Below are 18,768 nucleotides of genomic sequence, written 5' to 3' on the forward strand. Positions count from 1 at the left end.
GGTCCGATCACCGAAACGGACGCGGGACGGCAACATATTTCCGCGGATACCTTCCAGATCCACGCAACTTTCCGGCAGCACTCGGAAGAAATGGATCTGGCATGGACATGGTGCGAACGCATACGAATCTCGGGCTCTTCCTCATCGACAAAGAATCGGGCGCCGCGATCGCGCGGCACCCGGTCTATGCCGAGGTGGTGGTAACGCGGTGCGGCGGTGGATCACACACCCTCGACGACGGGACCGCGACTTCGCAGTCCGGCGAATCGACGGACTGCGAGTCCGAGATCGAGTGGGCCGCGCCGCTCGGTGTGCTGTGGACCGACCACGTCGGGTATGTGTCCTTCGATCTGACCCGGTTGCCCGCGCCGGTCAGTCGCCGGCTCGACAACACGGTCACCGTGCGCCGATACGGCGCGGCCGCGGTCACCGATACGGGCGAGGACTTCGACAGCTACGAAACGATGACCATCCGCGCGCTCGCCTACGGTGCCGCCGAATGGGTGGACGTGCTCGACCAGAACCGGTTCACCGCGGGTGCGGTGGTCGGCCGAATCGTCTTGCCGCCCACCGGGATAGCGCCGCCGCATTACGAGGGCGGGATGGCGACCATGCAGAATCCCAATCTCACCGACTGGCAGCTGTCACCGTCCTCGTTCGCCACCAACCCCAACCAATTGGTCGGCGAGAACGGCTGCGAAAACCTGTACCCGGCCACGCTGTCCCTGCACGAATTCACCACTCGCCAGGTGGTTCGGCTCAGCGACGATCCACCCGGCATCACCATCCCCGAGCCCTACCGCGCGGCCTACATCGATGAGTACAAGGTCACCTGGAGCGCCCTGGGTCATTCGCTCGGCGAGGTCCTGTACAGCCTGCCGCTCGCGCCCGGCGAATCGGTGAAACTCGCCATCCTGGACTGGTCCTGGGACAGCCTCACCCGCCGGGACGAGCAGACCAAGCTCACCGAGGACGTGCTGCACCGGACGCACCGAGACCGCACGATCAGCGAGACGGTGCAGGCCGGGCTGCGCGAAATGCAGCACGGCTCCAATTTCATGGGCGGTGTCGCCCACTCCGGCGGCGGCAGCGGCAGCGCGAACGTCGGCGTCGTCGGCCTGGGTGCGGCGGTCGGCGATGCCTGGAGCATGGGCGGCAGCACCGCGACCAGTGACGGCAGCCGCGACCTGACCGCGGAGAATGTGCAGCGCCTCAGCGACAGCTTCAGCCAGGCGAGTTCGGCGGTGCGCGAGATCAATTCGACGGTCGTGGTGCAGGCCAGACAGGAGCAGCACGAGTCGATCCAGACCCGCACGTTCTCCAATTACAACCACGCGCACACCCTGACGATCCTGTATTACGAAGTGCTGCGGCACTATCGGGTCGCGGTGCAGTGGGTGCGCCGCCGCCCGGCGGTGCTGGTCCGATACCCGGCACCCATCACCGATTTCGACGATGCCCAACTGCTGCGGCACCGGGCCGTCCTCGAGCCGGTGCTGTTGGACCCGGCCCTCGCGCCGGGCTTCGCGGCCCTGGCGAAAAAGGACATGGTCGCCAGGAACCAACTGCTGCACGGCGTAGACCCGGGCACCTTGGACAAGCCGCAGCCCCAGTTCTGGGAGGGTGATCTGCGATTCGGCCTGTTCGAGTTCTACGTCAAGCCCTCCGAGGGCGGCGGGGACACCACCGACCAGCAGGTGATGCTGAACCTGATCCTGCTGGACGGCAACAATGTGGTGCACCGCCCGCTGCTGCTCGAATGGGAGAAGGGCGACCTGACCCGCAACGTCAATACCGCTGAGCGGCTGAACGATACGGCGACGGCCAGCTTCATCTCCAAGCCGGACCAGCCGGTCCCCTGGCGGGACCTGGTCGGTTTCGAGTTCGTGCTGCACGAGGACAACAACTGGCGGGCGGATCGCCTGGCGATCAACGCCTTTCATCCCGGTGGCGCCATCGCGCTCCTCGACAACGTGGACGTGGACCTGTTCTTCCGGCAGAACGGGTCCTCCAACACCGTCACGTTCATCCGGCGCCCCGGCCCCCGCCCCGCCGACCTGCCGCCCACCTGGTCGCCCGCCAAATCGCTGACGCCGGAGGAGTATCAGCACGCCCAACGGCTCATCGACCACGTCAATACCAACAACGCCTACTACAACCGCGCCGTCATGCTCGCCACCCGGACCGCGGATATCAGCGTTGCCTTCGAGACGATGCCGTGGGCCGACGGCAAGACACTCGCCGACGTCGCCGTGCCGACACCGCTCGAGGTTTTCGGCAACCATGTCGCGTACCCGTTGACGGCGGCGGGCACCGTGGTCATGGACCCGCCGCCCGAGGCGAGGACCGAACGGCTGATCACGATGCCTACCCGCGGCGTATTCGCGGAAGGAAAACTGGGCCACTGCAATGTCGCGGAGGAGATCGACAACACCCGCTTCTGGAAGTGGGAGGAACACCCGATCCCCATCCAGGCCCCGGAGATCGCGCCCGTCGTGCCGACCACGCCGACGCCGGTCCCTACCAACCCGACGCCGACACCGTTCCCGCAGTCGCTGGTCAATGTCGTCGCGCCGAGTCCAGCCCCGGATCCGGTGGGGCTGGCCGCCGCACTGCAACTGCTCGGCACGCCGGGCATCTTCCGGGACATGTCCGGCCGCGCCGAGGTCGCCGATCTGTTGAAGAAGTTGTCCGACAACACGATCTCGATCGCCGAGGCCGCCACCAAGGCGCGCGAGATCCAGTCCAAGTACGGCAGCGCAGGCGCGGGCAGCGGCGACGGATCGACGGCCGCACCGGCCGCCGGGCTCGGCGCGGGACGCACCTCGCCGAGTGACCGCTCGTCCACGACCACCCAGGATCTACAGGACTTGCAGCATGTACTCGGCAACGCGCAGGCGAAGAACCTGATCACGGCCGAGGCCGCGAAGGAGGCCTACGCCAGGGCGCTGCGCGGCGCCTACGACCCCGATTACACGAACACCTCGACCAGGAAACCCACTGCCTCCGTGCCGATTACGGCGGCGACCGACGCGCAGCTCGGTCAGGCGGCGGCCGTCGAATTCTTCGACGCCACCGACATCGACAACTACTTCCTCGATGTCACCGGCAAGACCTTCGCGGGCTGGTTCACCGCGACCCTGGCCGGGCGGGGCAGCTGGGGGCCGCTGTCGATGTCGATGGACACCGACACGCTCAACCGCTTCATCGAAACCTGGAATGCCTTCCCGCCCATCGTCGGCACCGACCGCGGCGTCGGCGCGAAGGGCATCACACTGCCCGAATTCGCCACACTGATGGCCAAATTCCTGCACGAGACCGGTGGCAAGCTGCAATTCCGCGGCGCGGAAACCGTCGGCGGATACGGACATCCCGGGCTGTCCTATGCCTTCGACTCCTTCCTCATCCAGCGGCCGGGCGAGGCGGCTTTCACCAAGGCTTCCTACAACACCGGCAACGGCAATCACACGGCGTACGCCTGCTTCCACGACCCGATCTACCTCGCCGCGTTCGGCACGCTCGCCCCCACCGAGCAGGCCGTACGTGACCGCCAGGAATGGCGGGGCACGACCTGGCCCGCCGGCGTGCCGACGTCGATCGACAGCTCGACGGCGTTCCTGCAGGAGGCGGACTTCTACAAGTTCCGCGGCCGCGGCGCCATCCAGTCCACCGGTCGGGTCGCCTACCTGCCGATCGTGGAGTTCGTGCGGACCTACGCGGGCGACGACGCCCGGATCACCGCGGTCAAGGACCGGTGGACGAACCTGGCGAGCACCCTTGCCGCCCAGGGGGTCGAGTTGACCAGCAACGACGACTTCGCCACCGCATCGAGCAACGCCGACTGGGACGCGCTGTTCGCCACCGTCACCATCCAGGCGGTCGCCATCCGCGGCCACAACAACCTGGCGGGCAAGCACTATTTGCCGATGTCGAGCAGCGCGCCGGTGCTGCGCGGCACCGGTCGGGGGTCGGCCTACTTCGTCGCGATCGCGATCGCGGGGAACAACCCGTCCTACGGCAACGACGTCCGCCAGCGCATGCTCGATTTCATCGGCACCCTGTGGCGGACACCGCTGCCGTCGGCCGGTTCGATCGAGATCTGATCCGCGCCGGGCCCCGGGGATCGGATTCCCGGGGCCCGGTGGCGTGCTGTTGCGGGCACCTCAGTGCGGAATGCGGGGTGAGATCGAATCGGGTGGGTACGTTGGCGATGTGGCTTCGGACGAAGACGACAACGCGACACCGCCTGCGGATGCGTCCGCGGTAGCACCCACTGGCGAAGCCGTGGTCACCGCGGAGATGACGGCCATGACCACGCCGCCGCCGTGGCTGCTGCGAGCGTTCCTGCTCGCCGCGGCGACGGTGGCCGGGCTGTTCGCGGGCTTCTGGGCGCTGACCCGGCTGCAGGGCTTGCTCACCATTCTGTTGGTCTCGCTGTTTCTGGCCTTCGCCATCGAGCCTGCGGTGAACTGGCTGGCGCGTCGCGGGATGAAGCGCGGACTGGCCACGGGCGTGGTCTTCCTCGTCCTGATCGCGGTCGTCGTGGGCTTCTTCTGGACGCTCGGCTCACTGCTGATCGATCAGGTCACCGCGCTGGTCAACAATGCGCCGCAGTACGCCGACCAGGGCATCGACTGGATCAATCACACCTTCAAGACGAACCTGTCCGGTACCGACATCGAGCGATATACCAGCGACTGGAGCAAGTACCTCGAGGGCGCGGCCGGAAACGCCTGGGACATCAGCACCCGGGCGGTCAGTGTGATCTTCCAGTCCCTGGGCGTGTTGCTGTTCACCTACTACTTCGCCGCCGACGGCCCGCGCTTCCGCAACGCCGTGTGCTCGCTGCTGCCGCCGCGCAAGCAGCGACATGTGTTGCGCGCCTGGGATATCGCGGTGGAGAAGACCGGCGGCTACATCTACTCGCGCGGATTGCTCGCGCTCGCTTCGACCGTGGCGCACTACGTCGCACTGCGGGTGCTCGATGTGCCCTCGGCCTTCGCGCTCGCGCTGTGGGTCGGCGTTGTCTCGCAGTTCATCCCGACCGTCGGCACCTACCTGGCCGGCGCGCTGCCGGTCATCGTCGCGCTGGTGCACGACCCCTCCGACGCCGTGTGGATTCTCGGCTTCATCGTGGTGTACCAGCAGTTCGAAAACTATGTGCTGCAACCGCGAATCACCGCGACCACCCTGGACATGCACCCGGCCGTCGCCTTCGGCGCGGTGCTGGCCGGCGCCGCGCTACTCGGCGCGACCGGTGCGCTGCTCGCCATTCCGGTCACCGCGACCGTGCAGGCTTTCTCCGGGGCCTACATCCGACGCTACGAGGTGCAGACGGACGTCGATGTGCGTGCACCGCTGCCGCCACCTCCACCCAAGCCCCACCGAAAGTGGGCCCGCCAGTTGACCATCCGGTTCACCGGAGCTGAGCGACCGAAGGGCGAGTAGCCGCGCACCGGCGCAGCTGCTCGACCAGCGCCGAGGCGATCTTGCCCAGCTGCGCGCGGCTGTGCTGCGCGGTGTCGTGCTCGACCTGGATGGTGAGCCGGTCGCCGACGGTGAAGACGGTGAGCTTCGGCGGCATGCCCGGACCCATCGCGAAGACGTCGTCGCGCACGTGCCCGATACCCGGCGGTGTCGAATGTGCCGGCAGGCGGCCGATATTGGACATCGCCAGGGTGGGCGCCGCGGCGAACGCGGCGGCCGTAGCCGGGTCGGTGACGCGCTGCGCGGCCAGCAGGAATCGGCCCGCGTCGCGCCGCGCTACCGCGGCCCGCATACCGGCCGTCACCAGCAGACCGAGATCGATAGGGCGGTGCTCCGGCCCGACCTCGGCTGGGGTGCCGACACCGGACGCGACATTCAGCATCGTGCTCGCGGGCAGCGGCGGCACCAGCTCGTTGCGCAGATCCATGGCGTGCCCGCAGATCAGCGGCAGGGCTCCGGTGGCCGGTTCGAGCTGCGTACGCCAGGCCACCAGCGCGGCGCCGCAGAGCAAGCTGTTCACCGAAATGTCGTGCGCGCGAGCGGCATCGATCAGGGCTGCGGTTTCGGTGCTGTCCAACTCGATGCGCCGCACTGCGAAACGGCCGAGCGGATCGTCGCCGACGCCGTCCCCGTCGCAGGGCAGCACACGCGGCGCCGCGGCCGGGTCGATCATCGTCACGCCCGCGGCGGCGAGTTCGAGGAACTCGGCCACCTCGGCGTCGGAAAAGACCTCGGCGAGGCGGGTATCCATCGCCTCGGGCAACGACTGATCCGCGTCGCCCACCGGCAGTGGACTCCCCGCGATGTGCGCGGTATAGCGCCGCCACAGCTGTGCGAGCAGCGCGAAAGCCGATCGGCCATCGGCGATTCCGTGATGGATGATCAGCACGATCTGCTGGCGCTCGCCGGCCCGCAAGAGGTGGGCGCGGAACAAGCCGTCGGTCCAGTCCCGCGGACCGTTCACCAGCCGCAGATAGTCGGCCTCGTCACCGTCGGTGACGTCCAGGCGCGGGCGATAGTCGTCGTCGCGGCGCAGGTACATCGCGCCGTCGGGCTCGGTGATCACCCTGCTGCGCAACATCGGGTGGACGGCGGCCAGCTCACCGAGGACCCGGCGCAGCAGCTCGGGATCGAGCGCTCCGTGCACGGTGGAGCCGATGTACAGCGGCATGCCGCCGGTAGGGACGCTGCCGAGCTTGGTGTCCGTGCCGAAGAAGGTGGTTTCGAACGGGGAAATGGGGCGCTGTGCGGTCATGCCGTCGAACATACGCACGTTTCAAACACTTGTCACAAACAAATGTATGAAACAGTTGTCACAAACACCCGTATGCCGGGCTGCTATCGTGCGCATGTGGGAACCCGAGACGACCTCCTCGCCGCGGCCAAGCAGTGCCTGGCCGAACGCGGCTACGCGCGCACCACCGTGCGCGATATCGTGGCCGCCTCCGGCACCAATTTGGCCGCGATCAACTACCACTTCGGCACCCGCGACAAGCTGCTCAGCCAGGCCATGATGGAGTCGAGCGCGACCGCCGTGCAGGCGATCCTCGACTCACTGCCCGCCGACGACACCGCCGATCCGGCCGTCCGCATTCGAGCATTCCTCGAGCACCTGATCCGCTCGTTCACCGAGGAACGGCTGCTCTGGTCCGCCAATATCGAGAGCTTCGTGCAGGCGCTGCACTCCCCCGAACTGCGCGCCGAACTCGGCACCGCGCAGGCCCGTGCGCGCCGAGCGCTTTCGCACGTCGCCGACAGCGCCACACCCGACCCCGCCATCGGCGCGGTAGTGCAGACCCTGATCGGCGGTCTGCTCGTCCAATGGCTGATCGACCCCGCCAACGCGCCCTCCGCCGAGACCATCGCGGCGGGTCTGCACGCGCTGGCCGCGGCGGCCGACCCGGACTGAGCACACCGGGTAACCACCCGGCGAACCCACCGGCCCGTGCTACCGTTCCCGCCCGTGCCGTTCACCGATGCTGGAACGATGGCGATTCTGCTGGCGCTGGTTTCGATGTGCTCCACGCTGTTCGGCGGTTTCGTCGCGGTGCGCATCGGCGACCGCAGACACCTGGTGCTCGGCTTGGCCGCAGGCGTGATGCTGGGCGTGGTCTTCTTCGACCTGCTGCCGGAGGCACTGGAACAGTCCGGTCAGCACGTCCTCGGGGTGCCCGCCGCGCTGATCGCCGCGGTGGTCGGGTTTCTCACCATCCACGTCATCGAACGCGCGGTCGCCGTACACACCGGGCACGAGCAGGAATTCGGCTCGCACACACACGGTTTCGAATCCGTCGGCCTGCTTGCCGCGTCCGGCTTGATCTTTCACAGCCTGCTGGACGGCTTCGGCATCGGCCTCGGCTACCAGGCGGGTGCCACCGTCGGCGCCGCGGTGGCGATCGCGGTCATCTCGCACGACTTCGCCGACGGCTTCAACACTTTCACCATCTCGACGCTCTACGGCAGTGCGCGCAAGCGGGCGCTGACCCTGCTCGCTTTGGACGCCGTCGCCCCGGTGGTCGGCGCGGTCCTCGGCACGCTCATTCAGGTCCCGGACGGCGTAGTCGGGCTCTACCTCGGGTATTTCGCAGGCTTCCTGCTGTATCTGGCCACGGCGGACATCCTGCCCGAGGCGCACGCCGTCCACCCGTCCCGACTCACCTTGGCCTGCACCGTGACCGGGGCGGGCATCATGCTGCTCGTCGCCGCACTGAGCCACTGAGTACCGACCGATAGCAACCAAGGTTGACTATCCGTGAATTAGTCAACTAAGGTTGCTCTCATGCCCACACCCCAAATCCCCGATTCTGGCGACCCCGCGGACCGGCTCGCGGCCGTGGTCGCGTTGCGGCGCTTGGCCGATCACCTCGAGGACGCCGCCGTCGAAGAGGCGATGCGGACGGGTTGGAGCTGGCCGCAGGTCGCCGAGGCCCTCGGCGTCACCCGGCAAGCGGTGCACAAGAAGCACGCCAAGCGGCTCATCGCCGCGGGCGTCAGCCTGAGGAGGCGATGATGATTCTGACCGCATTCGACGAATACCTGCACACGGTCCTCACCGAGGGCACCAGCGAAGCCCAGCGAGACGGCTCGGCGACCGTCGAGGCCCAGCACCTGCTGCTGGCGATCGCCGCACAGGAGGGCACCGCGCCGCAGCGTGTCCTGGCCGCGGCCGGACTCGACCACCAGGCGATCCGCGACGCGCTGCACCGCGAGTTCGAGCACAGCCTGAGCGCGGCGGGGGTTTCCCTCGCCGGCTTGGATGTGCCGCGCGCGAAGGGCTACGGCAAGGGTGCCCCGAATGTCGGCGCGTCGACCAAGCTCGCGCTGGAGCGCGGGTTCGGTTCCGTTGCGCGCAAACGAGATCTGCGTCCCGCGCATGTGCTGCTCGGCATTCTGCGGGCCGAGGTCGGGACGGTACCGCGCGCGCTCGCTCTGGCCGGCGTGGACCGGACAGAGCTACAAGCCCAGGTCCAGCACACCCTCGAGGAAGCGTGATGACGGCACATCCGGAGGTTCAGCAGCTGCTGGACAAGGCGGTACGCGAGCGCGGCCTGCCCGGCATCGTCAGCGAGATCCGCGACAACCAGGGCCGCTGGTTCGGTGCGGCGGGGGTGGCCGACACCTCGACCGGGCGCCCGCGTGCCGAACACGAGCAGTTCCGAATCGGCAGCGCTACAAAGGCCTTCACGGCGACGGTGATCCTGCAACTGGTCGCCGAGGGCAGGCTGAGCCTCGACGACACGGTGGAGCAGTGGCTACCCGGGCTGGTCGCAGGCAACGGTAACGACGGCGGCGCGATCAGCATTCGGCAATTGCTCGACCACACCAGCGGATTGTTCAACCACACCGACGACGAACAGGTGCACTCCGCCGCGGGCTGGCGGCCCGAACAGCTGGTCCGGATCGCGACGGCGCACCCGCCCTACTTCGCCCCCGGTGCGCACTTCCGATACGCCAACACCAATTACATTCTCGCCGGACTGATCATCGAGCAGGTGACGGATGCCCCACTCGCACAAGAGATCACCCGCCGGATCTGCGATCCCCTCGGCTTGACCGGGACCTACTGCGCAGGCACCGAGACCGAGATCCGTGGGCCACACTCCCGCCACTACTCGACGTTGTTCGACCCCACCCCGGACGCCGCGGTCCACGACATCACCGAGCTGGACCAGACCTGGGCCGGCGCCGCAGGCGACATGGTCTCGACCACCGGGGATCTCCAGGTCTTCGTGCACGCACTACTGACCGGGCAGCTGCTGCCACCCGCCCAGCAGCGAGAAATGTGGACCACCGTCTCCACCGCAGGCGCGGAGTGGGTCGCGGACACCAGGTACGGCTGCGGCGTGTTCGAACAACAACTGCCCTGCGGTACAACGGTTTACGGTCTCGCCGGAGCCACCATGGGTTCGTGGGCCTGGGCAATGGGCAGCCGAGACGGCGAGCGCATCGTGGTGACGCACACCAACGGCGACTGGAACGACCCGCTGGAGGTCTTCCTCGCAGTGCTGGACACCCAGTTCCGCGCCACCGTGCCTGCCGCGCACTGAACGACAAAGGCCGCCTCCCCGTAATGGGAAGGCGGCCTTGATCTTTCAGTTAGTGAACCGCTGGCTTACGCGCGCGCGGCAGGGGCCTGCTCACGGGTCGCCCGAGTGCGCGGCGCGGCGCCACGGACCGGTCGGGCCGCCGAACGGCCCGCGTTGTCGAAACCATGGGCTGCGGCACCGTTCGCGCCACGCCCGTTCCGGCTGCGCGACTGACCACCGGCGACGTGCGCCGCGGCGTCGCCGCCACGCCCACCGCGACCACGCGACTGACCACCGGCGACACCGCGCGCGGCGGCGTCATCGGTACTGCGCGCGGTCCGGCTGCGCGGCTGCCCACCGGCAGGCGCGCCGTCCCGTGCGCCACGACTACGGGCCTGACCGGCAGGCGCGCTGTAGCGACGATCGCCACCACCACGCCGGTTGCGGTTGCCCTGCCCTTCGGAGGTCGACGCCACGGGCATCGCACTCGGTGCGACCCGCGGTGCGACGGTACCGACCAGCGCCGTCACCGGTGCGGCGTCCGCGGTCACCCGCTGCGAGGCGACATTGATGTTCGCCTTGCGCAGCAGTGCCGCGACATCGCGGCGCTGCTCGGGCAGCACGACGGTGACGACATCGCCGGAGCTGCCCGCGCGGGCGGTGCGCCCGGAGCGGTGCAGGTAAGCCTTGTGCTCGGCCGGCGGATCGACGTGCACGACCAGCTCGACGTCGTCGACGTGCACGCCGCGCGCCGCGATATCGGTCGCGACCAGCACGCGGGCCGAGCCGTTGGTGAAGGCGGCCAGGTTGCGGTCGCGGGCCACCTGCGAGAGGTTGCCGTGCAGGTCCGTCGCGGGAATCCCCGCGGTGGTGAGCTGCTTGGCCAGCTTGCGGGCCTGGTGCTTGGTGCGCATGAACAGGATCCGGCGACCGGAGCCCGCGGCCAGCGTCTCCACCAGGATCCGCTTGGCCTCGACGCCGCCGACCTCGAAGACGTGGTGAGTCATCGCGGGCACCGGCGAGTCCGCCGTGTCGACCGAGTGTGTGGCCGGGTTGCGCATGAACTGCTTGACCAGCTTGTTGACGCCGTTGTCCAGCGTCGCGGAGAACAGCAGCCGCTGGCCGCCGCTCGGGGTGGCGGCGAGGATGCGGGTCACCGCGGGCAGGAAGCCGAGGTCGGCCATGTGGTCGGCCTCGTCGAGCACGGTGATCTGCACGTCCTGCAGCGACACCAGACGCTGGCGCATCAGGTCCTCGAGCCGGCCGGGGCAGGCGACGACGATGTCGACGCCGGTGGAGAAGGCCTTGGCCTGCCGGTGCTGGGAGACGCCACCCATGATGGTCGTCACCTTCAGCCCCGCGGCGGTGGCCATCGGCTCGAGCGCGGCGGCGATCTGGGTGGCCAGCTCACGGGTCGGGGCGAGGATCAGGCCGCGGGGACGGCGGCCCGGCTTGCGGTCGCCACCGGCGAGGCGGTCGACCATCGGGATGGAGAAGGCCAGCGTCTTGCCGCTACCCGTCTTGCCGCGGGCGAGCACGTCGCGACCGGCCAGCGTGTCGGGCAGGGTGGCCGACTGAATCGGGAAAGCAGCGGTGATACCGCTCGCCGTCAGGGCGCCGACCAGCTTCGCGCCGACTCCGAGAGCGGCGAAGGACGTGGTGGCGGCAGAGTTCGAAGAAGGATTCGTCATATGAGGTGGGTGTGCCTTCCAGGCATCGGGGTGTACCCCAGCGCTGCGCAGGACTGTCGTCCGTGCGTTCGGTGTTATGACACCCAGCTGAGGCGCCGACGCGAAAGGTAAGACATCCACGACGGATCGAGAGGGAGCGTGAAGATCAACGCTTGCCTCGGGTAACTCTACCGCAACCTCGAGTATTCCTCGACGCCAGGTTGCCAGTGGGTTACGTCACTCATGACTCGGGCGAGGAATGACCATCGGCGGCTCACCCATCGGCGACCCGCCACCCCCGGCCCTCGAACGAAAACCGCCCCCTGCGAAAACAGGGGGCGGCCAACGTAGTTCGGTTACTCGCTCGCGAGCGCGCGCCTGCGCACCCGGCGCGCCGCAGCGACCATGTTGCGCAACGACGGCTCCAGCTGCCAGTAGTGCCTGGTCTTGAGCCCACCGTCCGGATTGGCCCATAGTCGTTCCGGCGTAATGGCTTCCGCCGCGGCGGTGAGCAGTTCGTCCAGCTCGTCGATGTCCGGGATCCGCGCCGAGCGGCTCTCGTACACGCCGGGACCGACACCGTGGCTCAGCCCGTGATCGGTGCCGCTGTCCGCCTTGAGCGCCTTGACCACCCAGTCGATCGAGCGGGTCGCCACGATCGCGGTGACGTCGCAGTCGAGTTCCTCGATCGCCTCGACCACCTCGGCGCGGCCGGAATAGCCGATGTGCGTGTGGATCTGGGTCTCCGGCTTGACCCCGGAGGTGGCCAGCCGGAACGCGCCGACCGCCCAGCGCAGGTACTCCGCGCGCCCCTCGGGCCGCAGCGGCAGCATCTCCCGCAGCGCGGGCTCGTCGACCTGGATGATCGCGATGCCCGCCCGTTCCAGGTCCACCACCTCGTCCCGGATGGCCAGCGCCACCTGATCCGCGGTCTCGTGCAGCGGCAGGTCCTGCCGGACGAAGGAGCGCGCGAGCATGGTGACCGGCCCGGTGACCATGCCCTTGACCGGCTTGTCGGTCAACGACTGGGCGTAGCTGATCCACTCCACCGACATCGGTGCGGGCCGCGACACATCGCCGTAGAGGATCGGCGGTCGCACGCAGCGCGATCCGTACACCTGCACCCAGCCGAAGTGGGTGGTCGCGAAGCCGTCGAGCAGCTCGGCGAAGTACTGGATCATGTCGTTGCGCTCGTGCTCGCCGTGCACCAGCACGTCGAGCCCGATGTCCTCCTGCAGCCGGATGGTCGCCTCGATCTCGGCTTCGATCCGCTTCTTGTAGTCGTCGAAGGACAGCCGGCCCTGGCCCAGTTCGTAACGGGCCTGCCGAATCTTGTTGGTCTGTGGGAAGGAGCCGAGCGTGGTCGCCGGCACCGGCGGCAGATTCAGCTTGGCCTGCTGGGCTTCCCGGCGCACCGCGTAGGGCTCACGCGCCCGCATATCCGGCGTGACCGCGTAAACCCGTTGGCGCACCGCGTGTTTCTGCTTGAAGTGCACCTCGGTCGGCCGCTTGCGCCAGCTGTCCGACGGGCCGTCGGTGAGCGCCTTGGCCAGCGAAACCACCTCGCCCACCTTCTGTTTCGCGAAGGCGAGCCGATCGGCGACGTTACCGAGGATGTCGTACTCGATGAGCAGGTCGTAGGGCACGTGCAGCAGCGTGGTGCCGGTCGACACAACCAGGTCCGGGCACACCTGCGCGAGCTGGTTGAGGTACTCGAGCGTGACGTAACGGTCCGCGCGCCAGACATTCTGACCGCTGATCACCCCGGCGTACAGGCGCTTACGGCGAATGCCCGGAATCTCCGCGAGCTCCTCCGGCCGGATGCGGTAGCTGGCCAGGTCGAGCCCGATGGCCTCGACATTGCTGGCCGCCAGGATCCGCAGCGCCTCACCGAAATCGCCGTACTGGCCGGTGACCAGCATGCGCGGCCGCAGCGGCGCCTTCGAAAGCCGTTGGTAGGCAGCCTCGAACGCGGCCAGCTCGGCGGGCGTGCGCTCGCTGGTGAAGGCGGGCTCGTCCAGCTGCACGCAGGTGGAGCCGCGCTTGGCCAGGATCTCGAAGAGCTCCTCGTAGGCGGGCAGCAGCCGGTCGAGCAGCTTCAGCGTGTCGAACTCGTCCTCGCCGGGGACCTGCCCCGCCTTGGACAGCAGCAGCAGCGACACCGGGCCGAGCACCACCGGTCGCAGCTCGATGCCCTGCGCCTTGGCCCGGTCGAACTCGTCGAGCAACGCCTCGGGATGCAGCGAGAATTCGGTGTCGGCATCCAATTCCGGCTGACGGTAGTGGTAATTGGTGCCGAAGAACCGCACCAGCTCCAGCGGCGGCAGATCCGGCCTGCCGCGTGCCATCAGGAAATAGAAGTCCAGCGGATCCATCTCGTCGCGGAACGGCTCGAACCGCTTGGGCACCGCGCCGAACATCAGCGCGTTGTCGAGCACGTGGTCGTAGAACGAGAAGGTATTGCCGGGGACCTGGGTCAACCCGGTGGCGGCGAGTTCGTTGAACTGCCGTTCCTGAATGTCACGGCCCACCGCGAGCAACTCGTCGCGAGGAATCGCACCGCGCCAATAGGCCTCGAGTGCCCGCTTGAGTTCTCGATGCGGCCCGATGCGCGGATAGCCGAGGATGCTCGACCCGTAGCCGTCGGTCACGTTCACCATGAGCGCGCTGCTCCCTTCGATGGCTGTGCGGCGCCCACCACGAAGACTGGACGCCGCACGCTATTGCGCCTGGGTTGAATCGAAACGAGCTCAGGCCCGGTTGTACTGGTAGAAACCGGCGCCGGTCTTCTTGCCGAGCAACCCAGCTTCGACCATACGCATGAGCAGCGGCGGAGCCGAGTACAGCGGCTCCTTGAATTCCTGGTACATCGAGTCGGCGATCGACTTGACGGTGTCCAGGCCGACCAGGTCGGTCAGCGCCAGCGGGCCCATCGGGTGCGCGCAGCCGAGCACCATCGCCTTGTCGACGTCGTCCTTGGTGGCGAAGCCGGACTCGACCATCCGGATGGCCGAGAGCAGGTACGGCACGAGCAGCGCGTTCACCACGAAGCCGGAGCGGTCGGCGGAGCGCACGACCTGCTTGTCCAGCACGTCGCCGGCGAACGCCTCGGCCCGCTTGGACACGGCCTCGCTGGTCTTCAGCGTGGTGACCAGCTCGACCAGCGGCAGCACCGGCACCGGATTGAAGAAGTGCATGCCGACCACGCGCTCGGGCTGGGTGGTGGCGACGGCGATCTTCATGATCGGGATGGAGGAGGTGTTGGAGGCCAGCACCGCGGACGGGTCGGTGACGACCTTGTCCAGCTCGGCGAAGATGGCGGTCTTCACCTTCTCGTCCTCGAGCACCGCCTCGACCACCAGCTGGCGGTCGGCGAAGTCGTTGAGGTCGGAGGTGAACCGCAGTCGCCAGGCTGCCTGCTCGCGCTCCCGCTCGGTGATCTTGCCGCTGCTGACACCGCGGTCGAGCGAACGGAGGATGCGGGCACGACCCGCGGCGGCCAATTCCCTGGTCTGTTCGAAGACGAGCACGTCGACGTGCGCCCTGGCACACACCTCCGCGATTCCGGCACCCATTTGTCCGGCGCCGATGACACCGACGCGTTGAATCTTCTCGCTGCTCACGTCCCGCTCCTGCTGTTGGTCTGGCTAGTCGGTGGCTGGAAGGGGTGTGCTCTGGTGTGAGCGGCCCTTCGATGCTCCAAGGTATAGGGATGCCCTCCCCGCCGGGGCTGTTCAGGCGGGGAGGGCGGTACACCCCTACAGGGGGTTATCGGTATTCACGTCGGGAACCTCATTCCCTGGGCGAATCACGAGTGGCTCAGTGGAACTGGCCCTCTTCGGTGGAGCCCTTCAGCGCCGCGGTGGACGTGTTCGGGTCGACCGTGGTGGCGATGGTGTCGAAGTAGCCGGCACCGACCTCACGCTGGTGCTTGATGGCGGTGAAGCCACGCTCGGCGGCGGCCTTGAACTCGCGCTCCTGCAGGTCGACGAAGGCGGTCATGCCCTCGCGGGCGTAGCCGTAGGCCAGGTCGAACATGCCGTAGTTGAGCGAGTGGAAGCCGGCCAGGGTGATGAACTGGAACTTGAAGCCCATCGCGCCGAGCTCACGCTGGAACTTCGCGATGGTCGCGTCGTCCAGGTGCGCCTTCCAGTTGAAGGAGGGCGAGCAGTTGTAGGCCAGCAGCTGGTCCGGGAACTCGCTGCGGACCGACTCGGCGAACTTGCGCGCGACCTCGAGGTCCGGCACGCCGGTCTCCATCCAGATGAGGTCGGCGTAGGGGGCGTAGGCCTTGGCCCGCGCGATGCAGGGCTCGATGCCGTTCTTCACACCGAAGAAGCCCTCGGCGGTGCGGGTGCCGTCCAGGAACTCCCGGTCGCGCTCGTCCACGTCGGAGGTGATCAGGGTGGCGGCCTCGGCGTCGGTGCGGGCGATGATCACCGACGGCACGTCGGCGACGTCGGCGGCCAGGCGCGCGGAGGTCAGGGTGCGGATGTGCTGCTGGGTGGGGATCAGCACCTTGCCACCGAGGTGGCCGCACTTCTTCTCCGAGGCCAGCTGGTCTTCCCAGTGCACGCCGGCGGCACCGGCGGCGATCATGGCCTTCTGCAGCTCGTAGGCGTTCAGCGCGCCACCGAAGCCGGCCTCGGCGTCGGCGACGATCGGCGCCAGCCAGTTGCTGACCGAGGTGTCACCCTCGACCTTGGCGATCTCGTCGGCGCGCAGCAGCGCGTTGTTGATGCGGCGCACCACCGACGGCACCGAGTTCGCGGGGTACAGCGACTGGTCCGGGTAGGTGTGGCCGGACAGGTTCGCGTCACCGGCGACCTGCCAACCGGACAGGTAGATGGCCTTCAGGCCGGCGCGGACCTGCTGAACCGCCTGGTTACCGGTCAGGGCGCCCAGCGAGTTGATGTAGTCCTCGTTGTTCACGAGATCCCAGAGGATCTCCGAACCGCGGCGAGCGAGGGTGGCCTCTTCGACGACGGTGCCCTGGAGCTTCGACACCTGCTCGGCGGTGTAGTTACGGGTGACGCCCTTCCAGCGGGGGTTGGTGTCCCAGTCCTGCTGGATTTCCGCAGCGGTCTTCGGGGTGCCGGCGTTCGACATCTCTGACTCCACTTCCTCGTTTTAAGTCGATTGCCCCACGGCCGAGCGGTGAAACAGCTCGAACTGCTGGAGCGGCAATTTGCAGGCTTGCTAGGCCCATGGGGTGTACTTCCACACGATTGCACAATGCGAAATGGCCGTCTACCTGTTGGTAATGCGAATCTAAGCTAGGTTTCGATCCCGGTTTGCTAACTTTGCGAAATTAGCGGGCTAATTGCAAACGGCGAACCTACCGACTGGTAGCCCTGACGTGCGGTTTTAGCGTAACGCTCGTACTGTTAGAGATCGGCGGGGCATCGGTCATCGACCGGGCGCGGCATTCCGGGTTGTGAGGACGTTCACAAGTCCGGGCAGGTGCCGCCCGTGTGGGCCACGCCACCCTCGCCTCGGCCGGGTGCGCGGCGTCGGGCAGACTGAGGCGAATCCGAACTTGGACATGCGTCCGGCGCCCCACGGGCGTCCGCGACCCACGGCAGCACTGCCCGGACACCCGGCAGCACTGCGCACCCGAACAGGAGTCCCCATGCGGAAATCGGTCCTCGCCGCCGCGGTCACCCTCGCCTGCACCGCAGGTCTGCTGAATCTGCCGGTCGCGACCGCCGCGCCAGCGGGCACGGTCGAGTCGGTCGCCCCGCTGACCCCGGCCGCGACCCTGCCGGGCTCGGTGAACTCGGCCCGCCTGCTGTACAGCTCGACCACCGCGAACAACGTGCCCGCCACGGCGAGCGCGGCCGTCTACTTCCCGCCGGGCGAGCCACCGGCGGGCGGCTGGCCGGTGATCGCCTGGGCACACGGCACCGTCGGCCTCGGCGACAACTGCGCGTACAGCGTCGCGGGGCCGGGTGCGGTCGAACGCGACTGGGCCTACCTCGGCACCTGGCTACAGCAGGGTTACGCGATCGTCGCCGCCGATTACGCCGGGCTGGGCACACCGGGTGAGCACCCGTATCTCAACGGGATCGTCGAGGCGCACAACGTCGTCGGCGCGGTCCGGGCGGCCACCGCGCAGTATCCGTCGCTCGCCAAGAAATGGGTGGTGGTCGGCCAGTCCCAGGGCGGCGGTGCTGCCGTCTATACCGCGCGCTACGCCACTGAATTCGGTGGTCCGGAGCTCGACTACCGCGGCGCGGTCGGCACCGGCGTACCCGCGTACATCGAGGACATCCTGACACCGCTCGGCCCGGGCATACCGCCGGTGAAGCTGAGCCCGCACAGCACGGGCTACACGCTCTACATCCTCAACGGGCTGCGCACCACCTACCCGGAGCTGAACATCGAGTCGTTCCTCACCGACGCGGGCCGGTCGTGGCTCGCCAAGGCGCGCGAGGATTGCCTCGTACCGCTCGGCGACGAACTCGCGGCCGCGGGCGTGGTGATCGGCAACCTGTTCAGCAAGCCGCTCAACCAGATCCCCGACCTGCACGGACTGCTCACCCGCTACCTCGGGCTGCCCGAGTCCGGCTACGACAAGCCGGTATTCCTGGGCCAGGGACTGCGCGACACCGACGTCATCACGCCGGAGACGCTGCGGTTCGCCGCCGTGTTGCAGGCGAACGGACAACCGGTGCAGTTGCACACCTACCCGGAAGACCACAGCGGCGCGGTGAACGCTTCGCTGCGGGATTCGGTGCCGTTCGTGCGTGGCTTGTTCGGCTGAGCCGACTGTGCGCGGCCGCTCGTCGAGCGGCCGCGCCGCCCCGCTCTAGCCGGACAGGCTGCTGATCGTGCAGACCAGCAGTGCGAACGGGTGCGTGACGCCGCCACAGGAGCCCTGGACGGTCTCGACCTGTACCGGCGCATGCGGCTCGAGCGGCAACGGCGCCGCAGCGGCCGCCCCGGCGCCGATCAGGGTGGCGGCACCGATCACGGCGGCGGCGGCGAATCCACGTACTGCGAACATTCGAACTCCTCGTGCATCGGGTAGACGGCCGAACCTTAATCGGCGAGACCCTCGCTACGCATGACCCGAATTATGT

Annotated in this window: 14 protein-coding genes; 8 read left to right on the forward strand and 6 right to left on the reverse strand. The window is 68.0% G+C overall.

Features of this window, described 5'->3' with window-relative positions:
• Nucleotides 1-101: 101 nt before the first annotated feature.
• Both DMB37_RS17855 and DMB37_RS17860 read left to right on the forward strand, forming a co-directional pair.
• Nucleotides 102-4,103 carry a hypothetical protein gene (locus DMB37_RS17855; RefSeq protein ID WP_135233678.1) on the forward strand — a complete coding sequence of 1,334 codons (4,002 nt, stop codon included), beginning with the start codon at nt 102-104 and terminating at the stop codon, nt 4,101-4,103.
• Nucleotides 4,104-4,212: 109 nt separating this feature from the next.
• Nucleotides 4,213-5,448 carry an AI-2E family transporter gene (locus tag DMB37_RS17860; RefSeq protein ID WP_135233679.1) on the forward strand — a complete coding sequence of 412 codons (1,236 nt, stop codon included), beginning with the start codon at nt 4,213-4,215 and terminating at the stop codon, nt 5,446-5,448.
• Here the strand turns inward: DMB37_RS17860 and DMB37_RS17865 are convergent.
• Entirely contained in the window at nt 5,417-6,742 is a 1,326-nt protein-coding gene (locus DMB37_RS17865) for a condensation domain-containing protein (RefSeq protein WP_167768874.1), read from the reverse strand. The genes DMB37_RS17860 and DMB37_RS17865 overlap by 32 nt on opposite strands.
• Nucleotides 6,743-6,838: 96 nt before the next feature.
• On the opposite strand from DMB37_RS17865, the gene DMB37_RS17870 reads away from it, so the two are divergent.
• The 5 genes from DMB37_RS17870 to DMB37_RS17890 all read left to right on the forward strand — a co-directional run bounded on the left by DMB37_RS17870 (nt 6,839) and on the right by DMB37_RS17890 (nt 10,034).
• Nucleotides 6,839-7,396 carry a TetR/AcrR family transcriptional regulator gene (locus DMB37_RS17870; protein ID WP_167768875.1) on the forward strand — a complete coding sequence of 186 codons (558 nt, stop codon included), beginning with the start codon at nt 6,839-6,841 and terminating at the stop codon, nt 7,394-7,396.
• A gap of 78 nt (nt 7,397-7,474) precedes the next feature.
• Nucleotides 7,475-8,206: a ZIP family metal transporter gene (locus tag DMB37_RS17875; protein ID WP_135233682.1), complete on the forward strand. Its 732-nt coding sequence runs from the start codon at nt 7,475-7,477 to the stop codon at nt 8,204-8,206.
• Nucleotides 8,207-8,266: 60 nt separating this feature from the next.
• Nucleotides 8,267-8,497, forward strand: coding sequence for a hypothetical protein (locus DMB37_RS17880; protein WP_135233683.1), 231 nt, complete (start codon nt 8,267-8,269; stop codon nt 8,495-8,497).
• Nucleotides 8,494-8,979: a Clp protease N-terminal domain-containing protein gene (locus DMB37_RS17885; protein WP_240772435.1), complete on the forward strand. Its 486-nt coding sequence runs from the start codon at nt 8,494-8,496 to the stop codon at nt 8,977-8,979. Before DMB37_RS17880 ends, DMB37_RS17885 begins: the two co-directional genes overlap by 4 nt.
• Nucleotides 8,979-10,034, forward strand: coding sequence for a serine hydrolase (locus DMB37_RS17890; protein ID WP_135233684.1), 1,056 nt, complete (start codon nt 8,979-8,981; stop codon nt 10,032-10,034). Before DMB37_RS17885 ends, DMB37_RS17890 begins: the two co-directional genes overlap by 1 nt.
• 65 nt (nt 10,035-10,099) lie before the next feature.
• Here the strand turns inward: DMB37_RS17890 and DMB37_RS17895 are convergent, their stop codons facing one another.
• From DMB37_RS17895 to aceA, 4 genes are all read right to left on the reverse strand, one after another.
• The gene (locus DMB37_RS17895; protein WP_135233685.1) at nt 10,100-11,704 is read right to left on the reverse strand and encodes a DEAD/DEAH box helicase; all 1,605 of its coding nucleotides are present in this window, start codon (nt 11,702-11,704) and stop codon (nt 10,100-10,102) included.
• A gap of 335 nt (nt 11,705-12,039) precedes the next feature.
• A complete protein-coding gene (gene metE / locus DMB37_RS17900) occupies nt 12,040-14,343 on the reverse strand; it encodes a 5-methyltetrahydropteroyltriglutamate--homocysteine S-methyltransferase (protein WP_135233686.1) in 2,304 nt (767 codons plus the stop codon).
• A 90-nt stretch (nt 14,344-14,433) separates the two neighbouring features.
• Complete coding sequence (locus DMB37_RS17905) at nt 14,434-15,306, reverse strand: 3-hydroxybutyryl-CoA dehydrogenase (protein WP_107659627.1); 873 nt, start codon at nt 15,304-15,306, stop codon at nt 14,434-14,436.
• 196 nt (nt 15,307-15,502) lie between these two features.
• On the reverse strand, nt 15,503-16,792 hold the full coding sequence (aceA, locus tag DMB37_RS17910; RefSeq protein ID WP_135233687.1) for an isocitrate lyase: 1,290 nt from the start codon (nt 16,790-16,792) through the stop codon (nt 15,503-15,505).
• Between the two features lie 523 nt (nt 16,793-17,315).
• Between aceA and DMB37_RS17915 the strand changes: the two genes are divergently transcribed.
• Nucleotides 17,316-18,449 carry a S9 family peptidase gene (locus DMB37_RS17915; protein ID WP_135233688.1) on the forward strand — a complete coding sequence of 378 codons (1,134 nt, stop codon included), beginning with the start codon at nt 17,316-17,318 and terminating at the stop codon, nt 18,447-18,449.
• Between the two features lie 45 nt (nt 18,450-18,494).
• On the opposite strand, the gene DMB37_RS17920 is transcribed toward DMB37_RS17915, so the two are convergent.
• A complete protein-coding gene (locus tag DMB37_RS17920; RefSeq protein ID WP_135233689.1) occupies nt 18,495-18,692 on the reverse strand; it encodes a hypothetical protein in 198 nt (65 codons plus the stop codon).
• Nucleotides 18,693-18,768 lie beyond the last annotated feature (76 nt).

The sequence above is a fragment of the Nocardia sp. CS682 genome (assembly GCF_004634405.1).
GTDB lineage: Bacteria > Actinomycetota > Actinomycetes > Mycobacteriales > Mycobacteriaceae > Nocardia > Nocardia ninae.